Genomic DNA, 18,946 nt, shown 5'->3' on the forward strand with positions numbered 1-18,946 from the left:
CGATGCGCCGTTACGGCAAGCACACCGACGAGGACGACATCCGCTCCCGCCCGAACCGCAAGGGCAACCGGCCGCGCACCCACATCCGGCCCAAGCACGAGGACGCCTCCGAGGGCCTGGTCCTCACCGTCGACCGGGGCAGGCTGACCTGCCTAGTCGAGGACCGCACGGTGTTCGCCATGAAGGCCCGTGAGCTGGGACGCAAGGCGGCGGTGGTCGGCGACCGGGTCGCGATCGTGGGCGACCTCTCCGGCCAGAAGGACACCCTCGCGCGGATCGTCCGCATCGAGAAGCGGACGTCGGTACTGCGCCGTACCGCGGACGACGACGACCCCTACGAGCGGGTCGTCGTCGCCAACGCCGACCAGCTGGCCGTCGTCACCGCCCTCGCCGATCCCGAGCCCCGCCCGCGTCTGATCGACCGCTGTCTGGTCGCGGCGTACGACGGCGGGCTGACCCCTCTGCTCGTCCTGACGAAGTCGGACCTCGCGCCGCCGGACAAGCTGCTGGAGCTGTACGGCGATCTCGACATCCCGTATGTCGTCACCAGCCGTGAGGAACTGGAGAACGGCAAGGCGGCCGACCGGGTGCGGGAGCAGCTGGCGGGCCGGATCACGGCGTTCGTGGGGCACTCCGGGGTCGGCAAGACGACGCTGGTGAACGCGCTGGTGCCCGAGGAGCGGCGACGGTCGACCGGGCATGTCAACGCGGTGACGGGGCGGGGGCGTCATACGACGACGTCCGCGCTGGCGCTGCCGCTGGCGGGTGCCGAGGGGTGGGTGGTCGACACTCCCGGAGTCCGGTCGTTCGGTCTCCACCATGTCGATCCGTCGCGGGTCATCCTCGCCTTCCCCGACCTCGGGCCGGGCACGGAGGGCTGCCCCCGCGCGTGCAGCCACGACGAACCGGACTGCGCGCTGGACGCCTGGGTCGCCGAGGGACACGCGGACCCGGCGCGGTTGTACTCGTTGCGGCGGCTGCTGGCGACCCGGCAGCACACGGAGGGCGACTGACCCGGGCACCCCGGAGCGGCAGGGACCGGCCGGGCCCCCCTCGGGCCACGACGCGGGATCGTCGGCCCTCGCGTGTTTGTCAGGGGCCGCGGGCGGTAAGTGCATAATCGCACCGAGCCGGATCCGAAGCCGTCGAACCCGGCGGAACCGGCCACTCTGCGTAAAGCGGTCACTGTACGTGGGGACAACGGGAGGACGACACATGGCGTGGCTGCTGGTCGTGGTGGCCGGGTTGCTCGAGACCGGTTTCGCCGTGTGCCTGAAGCTGTCCCACGGCTTCACCCGACTCTGGCCGACGGTCGCCTTCTGCGTGTTCGCGCTGGGCAGCTTCGGCCTGCTCACCCTGGCCCTGAAGAAGCTGGACGTCGGGCCCGCGTACGCCGTGTGGACGGGCATCGGGGCCGCGGGTACGGCGATCTACGGGATGGTGTTCCTGGGAGACCTGGTGTCGACGCTGAAGATCGTCTCGATCACCTTCGTGATCGTCGGCGTGATCGGGCTGCAGCTGTCGGGATCGGCGCACTGAACACCGCCCCCCGGTGAGCACGGGGGGGGGCGCTACGGCACCGGCTGACGGCGCAGGGCACTGCGGACCAGGTCGGCGACACCGCCCTCGGCCGGCGGCGCGGCGATGCAGGACAGGGCGAGGCGCACCACCAGTTCACAGACGCGGGCCAGCTCCGCGGTGTCGGCCGCCCCGGGCACGCCGGGGCCGTTCAGGACGGCCACCGCGCGGTCGCGGACGAGCGCGACGAGGTCACCGGGCGAGGGCAGCGGGCCGTCGGCGCGGCGCTGGGCGGGGACGGCGGAGCCGGACCGGACCGGTGACAGGGCCGGGGAGGGCAGGCGCTCACTCCAGCAGCCTGTGAGCAGGGCCCGGACGAGGGCGTTCCGGCGGGCCGCGGCGGCGGTCCACTCGGCCGCCGCCGCGAGCCGGTCGCGGGGGTCGTCGTGAACCGTGAGGGCGCGGTCGACACCGGCGAGGTAGCCGTCGGCCTCCCTGCGGACCAGGGCCCTGGCGAGCCCCTCCTTGCTGCCGAACTCGTTGTAGAGCGTCTGCCGGGACACTCCGGCCGCCGCGGCCACGTCCACCATCCGTACCGCGGACCACGGACGGCACGCGAGGGCCGCGTAGGCGGCGTCCAGCAGAGATTCCCGCGCTGCGGGCATCATCGCCTCCCTCGGGGCGGGCGAGCGGCTCTGCGCTTCAGATTTGACGCGCCGTCGGGCACTGTCAAGGGTTCGCGCGGGGTGCGGAGTCCCGGTGCCCGCGCGGTGTGCGGGCTTCCGGCCCGTACGCGGGCCGGAAGCCCCCTGTAGCCCTGGCCCCACCTCGGCAGATACGGTTTGTCGCATGCCCGACTACCTTGATGACCTGCGTCTCGCCCATGTCCTCGCGGATGCCGCCGACGCCGCGACGATGGACCGGTTCAAGGCCCTCGACCTCAAGGTGGAGACCAAACCCGACATGACGCCGGTGACCGAGGCGGACAAGGGCGCGGAGGACGTCGTCCGCGGCCACCTCCAGCGCGCCCGTCCGAGGGACGCGGTGCTCGGCGAGGAGTACGGGGTGGAGGGCACGGGGCCGCGGCGCTGGGTGATCGACCCGATCGACGGCACCAAGAACTACGTGCGCGGCGTTCCCGTCTGGGCCACGCTGATCTCCTTGATGGAGGCCGGTGAGGGGGGCTTCCAGCCCGTCGTCGGTCTCGTCTCGGCTCCCGCGCTCGGCCGCCGCTGGTGGGCGGCGAAGGGCCACGGCGCCTACAGCGGCCGCAGTCTGTCCTCGGCCTCCCGGCTCCAGGTCTCCCGGGTCTCCAAGCTCGCCGACGCCTCGTTCGCGTACTCCTCGCTCAGCGGCTGGGAGGGGCAGGGACGCCTGGACGGCTTCCTGGACCTCACCCGCGAGGTGTGGCGTACGCGCGCGTACGGCGACTTCTGGCCGTACATGATGGTCGCCGAGGGGTCGGTCGACATGTGCGCCGAGCCGGAGCTGTCGCTCTGGGACATGGCCGCTCCCGCGATCGTCGTCACCGAGGCCGGCGGCAGTTTCACCGGACTCGACGGCCGCCCCGGACCGCACAGCGGCAACGCGGCCGCCTCGAACGGCCTGCTGCACGACGAGCTGCTGGGCTACCTCAACCAGCGTTACTAGCGCTGCCGGCGTTCACGGGGCCGTTCGGTGTCCACGGTGTGACCGACGACGGCGCCACCGGCGCTCCGGGTCGTACGAGGCCCGCGCGCGAGGCCCGCGCGCGCCCTCGATCCGCCGCACACGCCCTCTTGTTGACCCGGGCTTTGCCTGCGACTCTGAAGACCTGCCCACTTGTGAACTTGTGAAACCGTGAACCAGTGGACCGCCCCGGCGTCCGACGGCACGGTTTCCGGTAGGAGGTGGCTCCATCCCATGCTCGTCCGCGACGCCATGAGCTCGGTGGTCCTCACCATCGGCCCCGCCCACACCCTTCGCCAGGCCGCCACCCTGATGTCCGCCCGCCGCGTCGGAGCGGCCGTGGTCCTCGACCCCGAGGGCACCGGCATCGGCATTCTCACCGAACGGGACGTCCTCAACTCCCTGGGCCTGGGACAGGACCCGGACTCCGAGCGCGCCCACGCCCACACCACCACCGACGTCGTCTTCGCCACCCCGTCCTGGACGCTCGAGGACGCCGCCCATGCCATGACCCACGGCGGCTTCCGTCATCTGATCGTTCTGGAGCGGGGCGAGCCCGTGGGCATCGTCTCGGTGCGCGACATCATCCGCTGCTGGGTTCCCTTACGACGCCAGGCCGCCCAGCACACACCGGCGTGACCGCCGCGCCGGGACCCGCTCGGCACGCGAAACGGGCCGGGTTCCCCGTGAGGGAGCCCGGCCCGTCGCCACGGCAAGCGGTCCAGCGCTGGAATCAGCCGCGAAGGGCCTGGACCGCGGCCTCCAGCCGCTTGCCGAAGTCTTCGTCCGCCCGGCGGAAGTCGTTGCCGACGAGGTCGTGGTCGCCCTCTTCGGTGGAGAACTCCAGCGCGAAACCGCGCGGGGCGCGCACGGCGTCCGGGGCGCCCAGATCGCCGACCACGGTCGAGAAGCGCTGGAAGACCTCGGTCCCCTCGCCCACCTCGGAGAGGAACCCGGCCCTGGTGCACTTCGTCACGTCGGCGGTGGCCGTGAAGGTTCCGTAGGCACCGGCGCCGCGGGCGTGCACCACGCGCTCCGGAATGCGCTCACGGTCGAAGCGGGCCGGCTTCTCCAGGAGCACCTGGTCCTGAACGAGCACCGGGCCGCCGACGCCGGCACTCTCACTGTTCCGATTGCCGGGTATCGGAGCCCAGGCCTCCGCAGTAAGCGGTCCTTGCGTCACACGCGTCTCCTGAAAATCGTTCCAACCCGCTGCACCCCTTGGCCGAAGCCGTCTCCGATCCTACGATGGACAATGTCTAAGTCAAGCAAGACTCCAAAGTCACACTCATTCGAACTCGCTTCCTCCTAGCTGTTAGGCTGGTGTTCATGAGCGACCTTCTGGAACGACTGCGCGGACGCGGCTGGCGGATGACCGCACAGCGTCGTGTGGTGGCCGAGGTCCTCGACGGCGATCACGTCCATCTGACGGCCGACGAGGTGCATGCCCGAGCCGTCACCAAGCTGCCCGAGATCTCCCGGGCGACCGTCTACAACACGCTGGGCGAGCTGGTGACGATCGGCGAGGTGCTGGAGGTCTCCACGGACAAACGGGCCAAGCGTTACGACCCGAACGCCCACCAGCCGCATCACCACCTGGTGTGCGGGCAGTGCGGCGCCATCCGTGACGTGCATCCGGTCGGCAATCCGCTGGCCGACCTCCCCGACACGGAGCGCTTCGGCTTCACGGTCTCGGGCGTCGAGATGACGTACCGCGGTGTCTGCCCGAACTGCGCGACGGCATAACGACGACGGACCCGGTAGAGCGCCCACTCCCTTCACACGCGCGACGAAGCCCCGGCACCGATGATGCCGGGGCTTCGTCGCGCGATGTCCGGATGTGTGGACGCGTGGATGTACGAACGCGTACATGCGCCGAGGGCCGGAACCCTTTCGAGTTCCGGCCCTCGGTCTTCAGTAGCGGGGACAGGATTTGAACCTGCGACCTCTGGGTTATGAGCCCAGCGAGCTACCGAGCTGCTCCACCCCGCGCCGTTGAATGCAACATTACGTCAAGGATGCTGACGGAGGCAAATCCCTTTCGGAGCGGCCGTACACCGCGGAGGTGCGGCGACACGGCCGCCCGCCTCCGGGCACGCAGGCACGCGGTCACGCGGTCACGCGGAGAGTTCCTCGCGGAGGGCGTCGCGCAGGCGGATCGCGCGCTCCGTCACCGCCGCCGGGCCCAGTGCCGCCGCGCGGTCGGCCCAGCCCTGGCCCTCGGCGAGTTCGCCGCGGCGCGCGTAGACCAGGGCGAGCCGCAGGGCGGCGCGCCCGTGCCCGGCATTGGCCGCACGGGCCCACCACACGGCCGCCTCGGGCTCGCTGCCCTCCCGGGCCAGCAGCAGGCCCAGGTTGAACGCGCCGTTGCGGGAGCCGGCCTCGGCCGCCTCGCGGTACCAGCGGGCCGCCTCGACCACGTCGCCACGGGCCGCGGCGAGCATGCCGACCCGCACCTGTGCGCGCCGGTGGCCCTGCAGGGCGGCACGCTCGTACCACTCCTCGCACTCACTGCGCCGGTTCACCGGCTCGCCCAGCTCGTGCGCCGGCTCCGGCGGACGGCGGGCGTCCAGCACGGCCGCCAGACGGTAGGCGGCCTCGGCGCTGCCGCCGCCCGCCGCGCACCGCAGGAACCGCTCCGCCTCGCCCTCGTCTCCGTCGCGCAGCCGGGCCATGCCCACCTGGAGCGCGGCCTCCGTGTGCCCGGCGCCCGCCGCCCGCTCGTACCAGCGCAGTGCGGCCGTCTCCTCGTCCCGGCCCGCGTGCAGGATGCCGAGGTTGAAGGCGGCGTCCACGCTGCCCGCCTCCGCCGCCTTGGAGAACCAGGGCTCCGCGCCCTTCTCGTCGCCGGCCGTCAGCAGCAGGATCGCCAGCGCGTTGGCCGCCTCGCGGTGACCGGCGTAGGCGGCGCGGCGGTACCACTGCTCGGCCGGTACGGTCCGGCCCTGTTCGGCACAGAGCAGCCCGAGGTTGTACGCGCCGTTGACGTCACCCGCGTCCATCGCGGCCCGGTACCAGCGTTCGGCGGTCTGGGTCTCGCCGCGCTCGGCGTGCAGGGCGCCCAGCGCGTTGGCGGCGTTGCCGTCTCCGTCCTGGGCGGCGCGCAGCCACCACACGGCAGCGTTCTCGGTGTCGCCGGCGTCACGCAGCAGGAACCCGAGCGCGCAGGCGGCCCGGGCCTCCCCGTCCTTGGCGGACATCAGGTACCAGCGGCCGGCCTCCTTGAGCTCGCCGCGCTTCTCCAGGATCGCGCCGAGGTGCAGCGCGGCCCTGCGGTGCCCCCGCGCGGCGGCCTGCAGGTACCACTGCTCGGCCTCCTCCACGAACGGGACGGTGTCGTCGCCGGTCTCCCGTGCGGCCTTCCGGTCCAGCGTCCTCGCCAGCCGGTAGGCCGCTTCCCGGTGTCCCCGCTCGGCGGCCGCCCGCATCCAGCGCTCGGCTCCGACCGCGTCCCCGCGGTGTTCCAGCAGGTCGGCGAGTGCGTAGGCGCCCAGGGCGTGGTCCTGCTCGGCGGACTGGCGCAGCCAGTACTCGGCGGCGGGTTCGTCGCCGCGCTCACGGTGGTGCCGGCCGAGCGCGTGCGCCGCCGGGGCCGAGCCGGCGACCGCGGCGATCCGCCACCATCCCGCGGCCTCCTCCGGGTAGCCGCGCTGGAACAGGAGGACACCCAGGTTGTTGGCGGCGGCACGGTCGCCCGCGGCGGTGGCGGCACGCAGATGGGATTCGGCTCCGGCGAGGTCACCGCGGCGCAGCAGCATGGCACCGAGGACGCTCATCGCCTCGACGTCGCCGGCTTCGGCGGCGAGCCGCCGGCGCAGCTCCTCGGCTGCCTCGTCGGCGGCCTCCGCGGTCTCGTCGCGAGGTTCCTCCCGAGGGGAGGGCTGCTCAATACGCCCTGTCTCGAACAGAGTTGTCCTGTCCCCCATAACATCCATCGTCGCACCACCTGCAACCTGGGTACACCTGGTATGCCGCAGTCAGTGAGGTCACTTCAGCGTTTTGTCGACATGCCCACAGAGAGACAAGTGAAACACAGATCCGCCAACTCCCGTCGCCGGCGCGGCCGTCACATGTCCCGGCACATGCGTTCGCACACCACAAAGGCCCGGATTCCTTGAGGAATCCGGGCCTTTGCTGTCGCCGACTTCGCGACTTGAGTAGCGGGGACAGGATTTGAACCTGCGACCTCTGGGTTATGAGCCCAGCGAGCTACCGAGCTGCTCCACCCCGCGCCGTTGTGTGTACAACCGTACCACGGCGCGGGGTGGGCCTTTGACCAGCCGAATCGCTAACTGCTCGGGCTCGGGGCGGGGCTGGGACTGCTGTCCGACGCGCCCGAGCCGCCTCCGCCTCCGCCGTCCCCGGACTGGGCCTCCTCGGCCTTGCGCAAGGCCGCCTCGAGGTCCTTCTGCGCCTGACCGTAGGCTTCCCAGTCGTTCTTCTGCAGGGCTTCCTGGCCGGCCTGGAAGGCATCCTGGGCGTCGTTCAGGGCCTCTTGGACCGACGGATTGTCGGACTTCGGCGGCGGCTGCGTGCCTTCGTCCCGGCCCGGCGGCGGCTCGGTGGCCGAAGCCTCCGTCCCGAAGACCTTGTCGAGAGCCTGCTCGAGCGTGTCCTCGAAAGCGGTCTGGCCTCCGTAGGTCACCAGCACCTTCCGCAGCAGCGGGTACTTCAGTCCGCCACCGCGCACGTAGACCGGCTCCACGTACAGCAGTCCGCCGTCGAGCGGGACGGCCAGCAGGTTGCCGTACTCCACTTCGGAGTCGCCGCCCCTCAGCAGCCTGATCGACTCCGCGATGTCCTGTTCGGAGTTGAACTGGCTCTGGACCTGTTTGGGTCCGGCGGCCGTGGTGCTCGTCGGCAGTTTCAGAACTCTGATCTTGCCGTACCCCTCGCTGCCCGCCTCGGCGTCGACCGCCATGAACGCGCTGAGGTTGTCACGGCCGTTCGGAGTGAACGTCGTGGTGAGCGAGAAGGCCTGTTCCTTCTGGTCGGGCATCTTCATGCTCTGGTAGTACGGCGGGACCGCATCGCCCGTCTTGTTCGTCGGGTCGTCCGGCACCTGCCACACCTCGCTGCCGCTGAGGAACGTGGTGGCGTCCTTCACGTGGTAGCGGGTCAGCAGTTCGCGCTGCACCTTGAACAGGTCCTGCGGGTACCGCAGATGGTCCATCAGACCGCTGGAGATCTCGCTCCTCGGCTCCACCGTGTCCGGGAACGCCTTCATCCACGTCTTCAGGATGGGGTCCTTGGTGTCCCACTGGTAGAGCTTGACCTCGCCGCTGTACGCGTCGACGGTCGCCTTCACCGAGTTGCGGATGTAGTTGACCCGGTTCTCCTGGGCCACCACCGCGCGGTTGTCGTTGGTGGCGGTCAGCGAGTCGGCCGTGGTGTCACCGAGGGTCGTCCGCGACGCGTACGGATAACCGTTGGTGGTGGTGTAGGCGTCGACGATCCACTGGATCCGGCCGTCCACCACCGCGGGGTAGGCGTCACCGTCGATGGTCAGCCACGGGGCGACCGCCTCGACACGCTCCTTGGGTGTGCGGTTGTACAGAATCCGCGAGCCCTCACCGATGGCGCCGGAGTACAGGATCTGCGGCTCGCTGAACGCCGCGGCGTAGGCGGCCCGGTTGATCGGGTTGGCGAGGTTGACCCCGCTGTCGCCCTTGTAGCTGGTCGTCTTCTCGCCGCTGTCGTCGGAGTAGTCGATCTCCTTCTGGGGACCGCCGACGATCGAGTACGTCGTCGTCCGCTCGCCGTAGTAGACGCGCTGCTCGTACGTACCGAGGTCACCCTTGGACGGCAGGTCGGACTCGGTGAACACCGGACGGCCGTCGTCGGCACTGGTGCCCTTGGCGGCGACCGCGCCGTATCCGTGGGTGTACCGGAAGTGGTCGTTGATCCAGTTCCGCTTGGGGATGCCGTTGAGGTTGATCTCGCGCAGACCGATGACGGTGTCCTGCTCCGTGCCGGTCTTGGGATCGGGATAGCGGTCCACGTCCAGGTTGGTCGGGAACGCGTAGTAGTTCCTGATCTGCTGGAGCTGCTGGAACGTCGGCGAGACGATGTTCGGGTCCATGATCCGGATGCTCGCCGTCTCGGAGACCTGGTCCCGGAGCTTGGTCTTGTCCTTGGTCTGGCTGGTCCCCGGGTACTCGTCGACCTGGGCGTCGTCGATGCCGTAGGCCTCACGCGTCGCCTTGAGGTTCTTCTCGACGTACGGCGCTTCCTTGGCCTGCTCGTTCGGCTGGACCTGGAACTTCTGCACGATCGCCGGGTACAGGCCGCCGATGAGGATGGCCGACAGCACCATCAGGCCGAAGCCGATCACGGGCAGCTGCCAGGTACGCCGCCACAGGGTGGCGAAGAACAGCAGCGCGCAGATGACGGCGATGCAGAACAGGATCGTCTTCGCCGGCAGATAGGCGTTGGCGTCGACGTACCGCAGACCGGTCCAGTTGTCGGTCGCCTTGAAGTCGCTGGACTTGACCGCCAGGCCGTACCGGTCGAGCCAGTACGCGACCGCCTTCAGGGTGACGAAGACGCCGAGGAGCACCGACAGGTGCCCGGTGGCCGCGGACGTGGCACGCGCGCCGGGGCTGGTGACCCGCAGGCCGCCGTACAGGTAGTGGGTGAGCGCGGCGGCGATCAGCGACAGGACGGTGGCCGCGAAGCCGAACCCGAGCAGGAACCGGTACCAGGGCAGGTCGAAGGCGTAGAACGCGACGTCGAGCTTGAACTGCGGGTCCTTCTGGCCGAACGGCACGCCGTTGACCCACATCAGCCAGGTGCGCCACTGGCCCGAGGCCGAGGCGCCGGCGATCAGCCCCAGCAGCGCGGTGATACCGAGAAGCAGCCACTTCTTGTACGGGGCGATGCTCATCCGGTACCGGTCGAGGTTCTGCTGCTCCATCGACATGGCGCTCAGCGGCGGCCTCATCCGGTGCGCCAGCCAGATGTTGAAGCCCACCGCGAGGGCCATCAGCAGGCCGAAGACGAAGAAGAGTCCGATCTTGGTCCACAGGGTCGTCGTGAACACCGACGAGTAGTCGACCGAGCGATACCACAGCCAGTCGGTCCAGAACCCCGCGAACATGGTGAACACCATGCCGAGGACGGCCAGGACGCCCAGTGTCATGAGCAGGGTCCGGACCCGCCGGGACGGGCGGCCCACTCTCATCCGTGGCCCTGTCGGGCCTCCGCCACGGTCCGGCATCTGGAAAGCCAAGGTAGGCACCTCGAAGTTCGCTGTCGATTCGTCAGGTCCGCGAGTTCGTGGACCGTGTGTGGGCCCCCTTGTTCACGGGCCCACACCTATGCAACTTACTCACCCTTTACTCGGTTCCCGATTTCGGCCCTCAACGAGAGAGGATTGTGACCATGTCCAACACACCCATGGCGGCGAGCCCGCTCACCCGGGCCGTGCTCGAGATCGACGAGTACGTCTCCGGCCTCGGCTGGGACCAGCCCGCCCGTCTCTTCGCCCTCGTAGACACCGCACGGCTGCGCGCCGAGCAGCCCTCTCTCGCGGACCGGCTCGGTCCGGGCGACGAGCAGGCGGCAACGGCCCTCACGCCGATCGAGCAGGACGCCATTCCAACGGGCAAGCCGCTCGACGAGTTCCTGGGCACCGTCGCCTGGCCCGACTCGGTGGCCGGCTGTGCCCTGACCGTGGAGCGCCTGATGCTGCCGCCGTCCGCGGAGGCCCAGGTTCCGCAGGATCTGGACGAGGCCGCGCTGGCGGCGTGGGTGGCGAAGCACCCGGAGCGTCAGGAGGTCCGCATGACGGTCGCGGTGCTGCGCGACGGTGCCCGCGATTCCGCCTTGCGGCTGCGGGCGAAGGACTCACCGACGGAGGTCCTCACCGGTTCCGCCCTGGTGCCGGGCCTGGCGGAGGCCCTGACGGCGACGTTCGAGGCGTAGTTCGAGGCGCGGCCCTCGGGAAGCCGCGGCGAGCGGTCCGCCCGGTCAGGAGGCCGTGCACGTCGGCAGGTCGGCGGGGTCGCCGGAGCCGAGGTCCTTCAGGGCGCCGAGGGCGTCGTGGATGGTGTCCACCTTGATGAGCGTGAGGCCCTCGGGGGCGTCAGCGGCGGCGGCCTCGCAGTTGTCGGCGGGCGTGAGGAAGTACTCGGCGCCCTTGGCACGCGCGCCGACCGTCTTCATCTCGATCCCGCCGATCGGCCCGACCTTGCCGGCGTCGTCGATGGTGCCGGTGCCGGCGACGAACTCGCCGCCGGTCAGGCTGCCCGGGGTGAGCTTGTCGTAGATGCCGAGCGCGAACATCAGGCCGGCGCTCGGCCCGCCGACGTCGGCGAGCTCGATGTCGATGGTGAACGGGAAGGTGTGGTCGGTTCCGGCGGCGATCCCGACGACGGCGCGTTCGTCCCCGGCGTCGTCGGAGGCCCTGGTGGTGATCGTGATCTTCTCGGTCCGCTTCGGTGTCCGGTTCTCCTTCTCGGCGGCGGCCTGCTCCTTGGCGGGCACGATCGTGAAGTCGACATCCTCGCCGGGCTTGTGCTTGGTCACCAGCTCGGCGACGTCGGCCGGCTCGCGCACCACGCTGCCGTCGACGCTCTTGATCACGTCACCGGCGTGCAGCTTGCCCTCGGCGGGCGAGCCCTTGACGACCGTGGAGACGATCACCCAGGACTTCACCGGGACGTCGAGCTCCTTCAGGGCCGCGACCTTGGCGCTCTCCTGGGACTGGCTGAACTCCTCGGCGTTCTCCTGCGTGGACTGCTCCTCCGTCTTGCCGTCGGGGTAGAGCGTGTCGTGCGGCACGACCTTGTTGTCGTGCGCGAGCCATCCGTAGACGGCCTCGACCAGGTTCATCCGGTAGTCGGCGCTCGTGACCCGCACCGTGGTCATGTTGAGGTGGCCGTCGGTCGGATAGGTCTTGCGCCCGTCGATCCGCAGCACCGGCTCGCCGTCGTGGTCGCCCAGGGTGTTCACCGTCGGCCCCGGGGACATCTCCGCGTACGGCACGGGGAGGAACACACCCGCGCACAGAAGCACGATCAGCATGAGGGTGGAGGCGAGCATCGTCGCGGTGCGGCGTGGCATGCACCGACAGTACGGGACGGGCCTGTCAGCGCACTGTCAGGGCCGCCCGTCCGGGCAGCCCTGGCCTTGCCCTACGCCGGTGACCTGCTGTTTCCGTCCCTAGGGCCGGAGCTCTTCCTCCGACGGCCGGGACCTCTCCATGGCCTCGCGGAAGCGGGCGTAACCGATGAGCTCGGGGCCGTCGCTCCGCACCCGGCGAGTCCGGCTGGCCCAACTGCCCCACAGTCCCGCGCCGACCGCGGCCACAAACGGAATCAGCAACCAGGCGAGTGCCGCCATGCCGACCTCCCATCCCCATGAGCGTCCGCGACTGACTGATCAGCAGATTAACCATCCGCAGTGACAACGCTCATACCCGGGGTGCGGTTGCGCAAGCGGAGTGGAGCGGGAACAGAGATCCGAGAGGGGGAGCGGGAGCCGTGGACCGGTTCCGAGGCGTCCGGCCGGCGGCCCGCCCTCCCGTCGCCCGACCACCACCCCCCAACGACGCCGCTACGCGCCGACCCACTCCTCTGTACCGTCGGAGAACTTCTGGTGCTTCCAGATGGGCACCTCGTGCTTGAGGTCGTCGATCAGCTTCCGGCAGGCCTCGAAGGCCTCGCCCCGGTGCGCGCACGACACACCGACGACGACGGCGAGATCCCCGACCTCGAGGTCCCCCACCCGGTGCACGGCCGCCAGCGCCCGTACGGGGTACTCGGCGACGATCTTCTCGGCGATCCGCCGCATCTCGTCCTCGGCACTCGGGTGACACGAATAGCCCAGTTCGTCGACGTCGGTCCCGTCGTCATGATTGCGCACGGTCCCCACGAACAGTGCCGTCCCGCCGGCCGCGTCGTCGCCGACGGCCCGGAGGACCTCGTCCACGGACAGCGGCACGTCCCGGATCGCGATCAGCTTGATCGGGTCCTGCGCGGCCTGCTCACCGGGGTGATCGTTCGTGGATGCCATGCCCTCCATCGTGCCCCACGGCCCGGCAGTGCGGAAGCACCCTCGGGTGCTCCGCGGCGACCCGTCGCCGAGGGGTCCGCCCCTCCTCAGATCCGCCGCCGGGCCTTCCGCGCCCGCCGCACCACCGCGGCCGCGCCCAGCAGGGCCACGGTCGCTCCCGCGGCGCCCGCCGCCGTCGCGTCCTTGCGTCCGAGCCGCCGCCCGACGACCGTGTGTCGGCCGGCGACCTCCTCCAGGAGCTCGGCCAGCACCTGCTCGTTGGTGTAGGCGGGCCGCCACCCGGCGTCGTGCAGCCGGCTCCCGCTGACCACCCAGGGGTGCATCGTGTACGCCAGGTCACCGGCCGGGGACGGGGTGAGTCCGATCCGGTGCAGCCGGGCCGCCGCACCCAGCGCGACCGCCGACGGCAGCTCCATCCGCCGGATCCCGCTGAGCTCCTCGACCTCCTCCTGCTCCAGCCATCCGTCGCACCCGACGGCCAGCTCCCCCTCGACTTCTTCCCGGACGGCGTACTCCAGGGCGCTGCACAGATCGTCGACGTGGCAGAACTGCCACGCGGGCCGCGATCCGGCCACCACGAGCAGCCTGGGCGACTCGAAGTACCTGGTCAGCGCGGTGTCGGTGCCGCCGACGAGCACAGCGGGCCGTACGACCGTGACGTTGAGCCCGGGGTGCGCGCGGGGTGCCCTGCGCGCGAGCCGCTCGATCTCCAGGAGGTCGCCCACGCCGGTGGCCTCGGCGGTGGCCCGCAGCTCCGCGTCCTCGGACAGCGGCAGCTCGTTGTCCGGGAGCGCTCCGTAGACCATCGTCGAGGTGCACAGCACGACCCGGTGCACTCCGGCCGCCGCGGCGGCGGTCAGTACGGTCTGCGTCCCGCGGACGTTGTAGGCCGTCCGGGCGGCGGCGTCGCTCTCCAGGTCGAGGTCGAGCGCCAGATGCACCACGACGTCCGCTCCGCGCAGTCGTTCCGCGATGGCCGGATCCCGTACGTCCAGAATGTGCCACTGTGCCTCGGCGCAGTCGCCGCGGCGCTCGTCGATGGCGATGACCTGCCTGATCTCCTCCGAGGCGGCGAGCCGCTCGGTGAGCAGCGCACCGACCCCGGAGGCGGCGCCGGTGACCGCGACGACGGGCCCCCGCGCGGGCGAGGAGCGGGTTGACCGGTTTCGCGCTGCGCGAACCTGTGGATCTGGGGAACTCACCGGGCGTCTCCAGCGGTTGTCTTCAGTACGAGCGCATGCGAAGCATGTGTACCAGGTGGCATCCATCCTGCCGCAGGCCTTCTGTCGGCGAAGCATCGAGGCTCGAACCGCCTCAGGTGTCTACGCTGGGTGGTGTTGTCGGGCAGCCGTGCCGCCGGAAAGAACCGGTGGCCCTATCAGCCGAGGAATCCCGTGAGTGACACCCCATTCGGATTCGGCCTTCCGCCGGAGGAGCCGGACGACGGCGACGAGGGCAAGAAGAAGGACCAGCAGAGCGGTGGTGGTCAGGACCCGGCCAACCCGTTCGGTTTCGGCATGTCCGGAGCCGGCGGCTTCGGCGCTCCCGGCGCGGACAATCCGTTCGCCGCGATGTTCGGTTCCCTGAACCCCAACGACCTGGGCGCCGCGTTCCAGCAGCTCGGCCAGATGCTCTCCTACGAGGGCGGCCCGGTGAACTGGGACATGGCCAAGCAGATCGCCCGCCAGACGGTGTCCCAGGGCACCGCCGACGGCACGAAGGACGCGAGCGTCGGCCCCGCCGAGCGCAGGGCCGTCGACGAGGCCGTCCGGCTGGCCGACCTGTGGCTGGACGACGCCACCTCGCTGCCGTCCGGTGCGGCCTCCTCGGTGGCCTGGAGCCGCGCGGAGTGGGTCGAGGCGACGCTGCCGGCGTGGAAGGAGCTCGTGGACCCGGTCGCCGAGCGCGTCGGCATCGCCATGGGCGACGTGCTGCCGGAGGAGATGCAGGCCATGGCGGGCCCGCTGATCGGCATGATGCGCTCGATGGGCGGCGCCATGTTCGGTACGCAGATCGGGCAGGCGGTCGGCGTGCTGGCCGGTGAGGTCGTCGGCTCCACCGACATCGGCCTGCCGCTCGGGCCGGTGGGCAAGGCCGCGCTGCTGCCGGTGAACATCGCGGCGTTCGGCAAGGACCTGGGCGTCCCGCAGGAAGAGGTGCGGCTGTACCTCGCCCTGCGTGAGGCCGCCCATCAGCGCCTGTTCGCGCATGTGCCGTGGCTGCGCTCGCACCTGTTCGGTGCCGTCGACGGCTATGCGCGCGGGATCAAGGTCGACACCGCCAAGCTGGAGGACGTGGTCGGCCAGTTCGATCCGCAGAACCCGGAGCAGCTCCAGGAAGCTCTTCAGCAGGGCATGTTCCAGCCGGAGGACACTCCGGAGCAGAAGACGGCACTGGCTCGTCTCGAGACGGCACTGGCTCTCGTCGAGGGCTGGGTGGACGCCGTGGTGCACGCGGCGGCGAAGCCCCGCCTGTCGTCGGCGGACGCGCTGCGCGAGACGCTGCGCCGCCGCCGCGCCTCGGGCGGCCCCGCGGAGCAGACGTTCGCCACGCTGATCGGCCTGGAGCTGCGCCCGCGCCGGCTGCGGGACGCCTCGCGGCTGTGGGCCTCGCTCACGGACGCGCGCGGTGTCGACGGGCGGGACGCCCTGTGGGCCCACCCGGACATGCTGCCGACGGCCACCGACCTGGACGACCCGGACGGCTTCGTGCACCGCGAGCAGATCGACTTCTCCGAGCTGGACAAGATGCTCGGCGAGGCGGCGGGCAAGCACGACCTCGGCAAGCGGGGCAAGGACGAGGACGCCACCGGGGACAGCGGCGAGGGAAGGAACGACGGCGGCGAGGGCGACGACCGCAAGGGTGACGGCGCCGAGTGAGTCTGTACGACGACGCGGTTCTCGTACTCAAGGGGTACGAGGACCAGCCGGAGCTGCGCCAGGCCTACCTGGACCACCTCGCCGCGCATCCGGACGGCATGGGGAAGGCCTGCCACGCGGGCCATCTCACCGCCAGCGCCCTGGTGGTCGACCCCGGACGCGGCCGGGTGCTGCTGACCCTGCACCGGAAGCTGCGGATGTGGCTGCAGATGGGCGGGCACTGCGAGCCGGGCGACCCGTCGCTGGCGGCGGCGGCTCTGCGGGAGGCCACCGAGGAGTCGGGCATCGCGGGGCTGACCCTCCTGGCGGGCGGGCCGGTGCGCCTGGACCGGCATGCGATCCCGGCACCCTGTCACTGGCACTTCGACGTCCAGTACGCGGCCGTGGCCGCTCCCGATGCCGTGCACGCTATCAGCGACGAGTCGCTCGACCTGCGCTGGTTCCCGTACGACGAGGTGGCGGGGGTGGCGGACGCCTCGGTCGTCCGTCTGCTGGAGGCGACCCTGACACGGCTGGGCACCTGATCTGCGGGAGTGGCCGGCCGGCACCCGGCTGTTCCACGGATAGCGGGAAGCAGCCCGGTACCCGGGCCGCTTTGCGGATACGGGTGAGGGGCGACCGCTCGGCGGTCGCCCCTCACCCGTCGTGTCTTCCGGACGCCGCTCAGCTCCAGACGTTGCCCTGGTTCTGTCCGCGGGCGCCCTGCTGTCCCATGCCGTACTGCGCGGCGACGCCGGAACCGATCTGGGCGTTCTGCGGCGGCAGCAGCTCGCTGGGCTGAACGAGTGCGAAACCGCTGCCCATGAAGCTGAGCTCCCAGCCCTCGCCGGTGTTGCCGCGGCGCCGCCACACCCCGGAGGAGTGCGTCTGGGCCTGCAGCTGCACGCGCAGCCCCGTGGACCAGGCGACGATCGCGTCGGCGTCGCAGTTGACGTACTTGTCCGGCGTGACCTGCATCAGCAACGGCATCCCCGAGGTCATCAGGGCGACCTTGCCCTGACCGGTGATGTTGAGCTGGTACTTTCCGGAGCCGGAGATGCCGTACAGGCTGTCGACGGCGATGACCTCGTGATGCAGCGAGGAGTCCATGGCGAGCACGTAGCTGCTGTCGACGGTCAGTCCCTCATGGTCCACGTCCATGACATGGATGTGCTGGGCGAGGTTGGCGAGGTAGACCGTGCCCTGTCCGTGGCAGCGCATCAGGTCCAGTCCCTCGCCGGTGCGCGAACGGCTGCGTGCCTGGCCGCGGCTCTGGTACTCCGCGTCGAACTCGACGAGTCCCTGGTAGGCGATCATGCTGCCCTTGCGGGCGAGGATGTCGTCGTGCCCTCCCAGAGCGACCCGGAGCATCTGCTTGTTCTGCAGGCTCCAGCGTTCCTGGGTCTGCTGGTCGTTGAAGGCGAAAAGCGGGCTCTGCATGGTGTGGTTGCTCCCCCTCAGCCCCGGACCCGGAGACGGTCGGTGCTGTCCTCACTGGGCTGGACGACGACGATGCCCTGACCGGAGAACGCCATCTGGTAGGCCTCGCCGCTGCCGCGGCCGATCAGAGACTGCGCCCGGAAGCTGCGCTTGCCCTTCACCTTGAGGTTCGGGGACCAGGCGACCAGTGCGTCCGGGTCGACGTACGTCTCGTCGTCACCGCCGCCGCAGTCGACGACGATCGGCTTGCCCCGGGAGGTCAGCGCGACCCAGCCCTGCCCGGAGATCTTGGTGTTCCACAGGCCCTGACCGGCGAACTTCGCCAGGCCCTTCACCCGCTCCACGCCCCAGGTCAGGCCGGCGTCGAAGGCGAGCAGGTTGGTGGCGTTGACGGAGATGCCGTCGCCGTTGAGGTTGAGCACGACGACGTTCGCCCCGTAGTCGGCGAGGTAGAGCAGTCCGTCGCCGGAGCACTTCATCAGCGGGGTGCCCTCCCCGGTGGCCCAGTCCCGGGCGATCTGGCGCACGGCCGACGGGTTGGGCTCGTACTGGATGAATCCTTCGTAGGCGATCATCGACCCGACGCGCGCGAGGAGGTCGTTCCCGGTCTGCAGGGCGACCTTGAGCATGTGATCGCCGTGGTTCTCCATGCGCGCGGTGACCGGTGCGGGGGCGTAGCCCGCGAGTGGCTGGTTCATGACGGGCTCCCTCAGATCTCGTACGGCTGGACGACGATGAAGTTGCCGGGCGCGCCCCGGAACTGGAGGTTGACGCTCTCCCCGGTGTCGCCGGGGTAGGAGTTGCGGCGCATCCGCACCTGGCTGGAGACGATCACCTGGGAGGCGGCCGACCAGGCGACCACGGCGTTGGCGTCGGCGAACGTGGTGGGTGTCACCGGCAGGACCACGGGCACCCCGTGCGTCTTGACGACGATGGTGCCGGTCCCCTGGAACTGCATCGTGAACAGCGCGCCGCCGGGGATGCCGTGTCCCTCGATCCGGCGGACCTCGTACTGGAGGCTCTCGTCGAAGGCGAGAACGCTCTCGGCGGAGACACACACGGCGTCTCCCTGGAGCTCGATCGGGTGCAGCATCGTGGCGTTCTCGGCGAAGAACACCTGGCCCTGGCCCGTGCAGCGCATCAGCTGCATCTCCTGGCCGGTCGCGTTGCCGACGATCCGGCCGCTGAACCCGGCGCCCTTGTAACTGAAGTCGACCTTGCCCTGGTAGAGCACCATGCTGCCCTGACGGGCCAGCACCGGCTGTCCGCCCATGCCCAGGTCGGCGCGGACCAGCTTCGGGTTCTGCTGGGTCCAGCGCTGCCCGGTGGGCGTCTCCTTGAACATCTGGAGCGCGCCGAGCACACCCGGACTCTGCGGCGCGCCCTGCGGTGCCCCGTAAGAGGCCTGCTGACCCGGCATCTGCCCCGGAGGCATCTGTCCCGGA

General features: G+C 70.5%; 18 protein-coding genes, 2 tRNA genes and 1 pseudogene. 8 read left to right on the plus strand and 13 right to left on the minus strand.

Annotated elements, in window-relative coordinates; translation table 11 throughout:
- The first annotated feature begins 2 nt into the window (after positions 1-2).
- Both rsgA and AOK11_RS23135 read left to right on the plus strand, forming a co-directional pair.
- A complete protein-coding gene (gene rsgA, locus AOK11_RS23130; RefSeq protein ID WP_055595645.1) occupies positions 3-1,013 on the plus strand; it encodes a ribosome small subunit-dependent GTPase A in 1,011 nt (336 codons plus the stop codon).
- A 202-nt stretch (positions 1,014-1,215) separates the two neighbouring features.
- Positions 1,216-1,539 (plus strand): DMT family transporter, encoded by a 324-nt coding sequence (locus tag AOK11_RS23135; protein ID WP_055595646.1) that lies wholly within the window; start codon positions 1,216-1,218, stop codon positions 1,537-1,539.
- 32 nt (positions 1,540-1,571) lie between these two features.
- Here the strand turns inward: AOK11_RS23135 and AOK11_RS23140 are convergent, their stop codons facing one another.
- Entirely contained in the window at positions 1,572-2,186 is a 615-nt protein-coding gene (locus AOK11_RS23140) for a TetR/AcrR family transcriptional regulator (RefSeq protein WP_240497458.1), read from the minus strand.
- Positions 2,187-2,367: 181 nt separating this feature from the next.
- On the opposite strand from AOK11_RS23140, the gene hisN reads away from it, so the two are divergent.
- Positions 2,368-3,168: a histidinol-phosphatase gene (hisN, locus tag AOK11_RS23145; protein ID WP_055595647.1), complete on the plus strand. Its 801-nt coding sequence runs from the start codon at positions 2,368-2,370 to the stop codon at positions 3,166-3,168.
- 252 nt (positions 3,169-3,420) lie between these two features.
- Entirely contained in the window at positions 3,421-3,825 is a 405-nt protein-coding gene (locus tag AOK11_RS23150; RefSeq protein ID WP_055595648.1) for a CBS domain-containing protein, read from the plus strand.
- Positions 3,826-3,985: 160 nt separating this feature from the next.
- Here the strand turns inward: AOK11_RS23150 and AOK11_RS23155 are convergent.
- Positions 3,986-4,369, minus strand: a pseudogene (locus AOK11_RS23155) (catalase); the annotation flags it as partial.
- A 146-nt stretch (positions 4,370-4,515) separates the two neighbouring features.
- On the opposite strand from AOK11_RS23155, the gene AOK11_RS23160 reads away from it, so the two are divergent.
- A complete protein-coding gene (locus AOK11_RS23160; RefSeq protein ID WP_055595667.1) occupies positions 4,516-4,932 on the plus strand; it encodes a Fur family transcriptional regulator in 417 nt (138 codons plus the stop codon).
- A 172-nt stretch (positions 4,933-5,104) separates the two neighbouring features.
- Here AOK11_RS23160 and AOK11_RS23165 read toward each other — a convergent pair.
- The 4 genes from AOK11_RS23165 to AOK11_RS23180 form a co-directional block, all read right to left on the minus strand.
- Positions 5,105-5,178 (minus strand) — tRNA-Met (locus AOK11_RS23165).
- A gap of 125 nt (positions 5,179-5,303) precedes the next feature.
- Positions 5,304-7,121: a tetratricopeptide repeat protein gene (locus tag AOK11_RS23170; protein ID WP_206188904.1), complete on the minus strand. Its 1,818-nt coding sequence runs from the start codon at positions 7,119-7,121 to the stop codon at positions 5,304-5,306.
- A gap of 223 nt (positions 7,122-7,344) precedes the next feature.
- Positions 7,345-7,418: transfer RNA gene (locus tag AOK11_RS23175), tRNA-Met, on the minus strand.
- 56 nt (positions 7,419-7,474) lie between these two features.
- Entirely contained in the window at positions 7,475-10,405 is a 2,931-nt protein-coding gene (locus AOK11_RS23180) for a UPF0182 family membrane protein (protein WP_240497459.1), read from the minus strand.
- Between the two features lie 164 nt (positions 10,406-10,569).
- Here AOK11_RS23180 and AOK11_RS23185 point away from each other — a divergent pair, with 164 nt between their 5' ends.
- A complete protein-coding gene (locus tag AOK11_RS23185) occupies positions 10,570-11,112 on the plus strand; it encodes a PPA1309 family protein (protein ID WP_055595652.1) in 543 nt (180 codons plus the stop codon).
- Positions 11,113-11,157: 45 nt separating this feature from the next.
- On the opposite strand, the gene AOK11_RS23190 is transcribed toward AOK11_RS23185, so the two are convergent.
- The 4 genes from AOK11_RS23190 to AOK11_RS23205 all read right to left on the minus strand — a co-directional run bounded on the left by AOK11_RS23190 (position 11,158) and on the right by AOK11_RS23205 (position 14,405).
- Positions 11,158-12,252 (minus strand): YlbL family protein, encoded by a 1,095-nt coding sequence (locus AOK11_RS23190; protein ID WP_055595653.1) that lies wholly within the window; start codon positions 12,250-12,252, stop codon positions 11,158-11,160.
- A 99-nt stretch (positions 12,253-12,351) separates the two neighbouring features.
- The gene (locus AOK11_RS23195) at positions 12,352-12,531 is read right to left on the minus strand and encodes a hypothetical protein (protein WP_055595654.1); all 180 of its coding nucleotides are present in this window, start codon (positions 12,529-12,531) and stop codon (positions 12,352-12,354) included.
- A 213-nt stretch (positions 12,532-12,744) separates the two neighbouring features.
- Positions 12,745-13,203, minus strand: a complete 459-nt coding sequence (locus AOK11_RS23200) for a molybdenum cofactor biosynthesis protein MoaE (protein ID WP_055595655.1) — start codon at positions 13,201-13,203, stop codon at positions 12,745-12,747.
- 86 nt (positions 13,204-13,289) lie between these two features.
- Positions 13,290-14,405 carry an SDR family oxidoreductase gene (locus AOK11_RS23205; protein WP_055595656.1) on the minus strand — a complete coding sequence of 372 codons (1,116 nt, stop codon included), beginning with the start codon at positions 14,403-14,405 and terminating at the stop codon, positions 13,290-13,292.
- Positions 14,406-14,597: 192 nt separating this feature from the next.
- Between AOK11_RS23205 and AOK11_RS23210 the strand changes: the two genes are divergently transcribed.
- Both AOK11_RS23210 and AOK11_RS23215 read left to right on the plus strand, forming a co-directional pair.
- The gene (locus AOK11_RS23210) at positions 14,598-16,082 is read left to right on the plus strand and encodes a zinc-dependent metalloprotease (RefSeq protein ID WP_055595657.1); all 1,485 of its coding nucleotides are present in this window, start codon (positions 14,598-14,600) and stop codon (positions 16,080-16,082) included.
- On the plus strand, positions 16,079-16,606 hold the full coding sequence (locus AOK11_RS23215) for an NUDIX hydrolase (RefSeq protein ID WP_055595658.1): 528 nt from the start codon (positions 16,079-16,081) through the stop codon (positions 16,604-16,606). Before AOK11_RS23210 ends, AOK11_RS23215 begins: the two co-directional genes overlap by 4 nt.
- Before the next feature lie 139 nt (positions 16,607-16,745).
- Here AOK11_RS23215 and AOK11_RS23220 read toward each other — a convergent pair whose 3' ends face one another.
- The 3 genes from AOK11_RS23220 to AOK11_RS23230 form a co-directional block, all read right to left on the minus strand.
- Positions 16,746-17,501: an AIM24 family protein gene (locus tag AOK11_RS23220; RefSeq protein ID WP_055595659.1), complete on the minus strand. Its 756-nt coding sequence runs from the start codon at positions 17,499-17,501 to the stop codon at positions 16,746-16,748.
- Positions 17,502-17,518: 17 nt separating this feature from the next.
- Positions 17,519-18,199: an AIM24 family protein gene (locus AOK11_RS23225; RefSeq protein WP_055595660.1), complete on the minus strand. Its 681-nt coding sequence runs from the start codon at positions 18,197-18,199 to the stop codon at positions 17,519-17,521.
- An 11-nt stretch (positions 18,200-18,210) separates the two neighbouring features.
- Positions 18,211-18,946 (minus strand): AIM24 family protein (locus tag AOK11_RS23230; protein ID WP_167353827.1); only part of this gene is annotated, 736 nt, incomplete at its 5' end.

Origin of the sequence: Streptomyces hirsutus, assembly GCF_001418415.1 — a bacterium.
Lineage (GTDB): Bacteria > Actinomycetota > Actinomycetes > Streptomycetales > Streptomycetaceae > Streptomyces > Streptomyces hirsutus.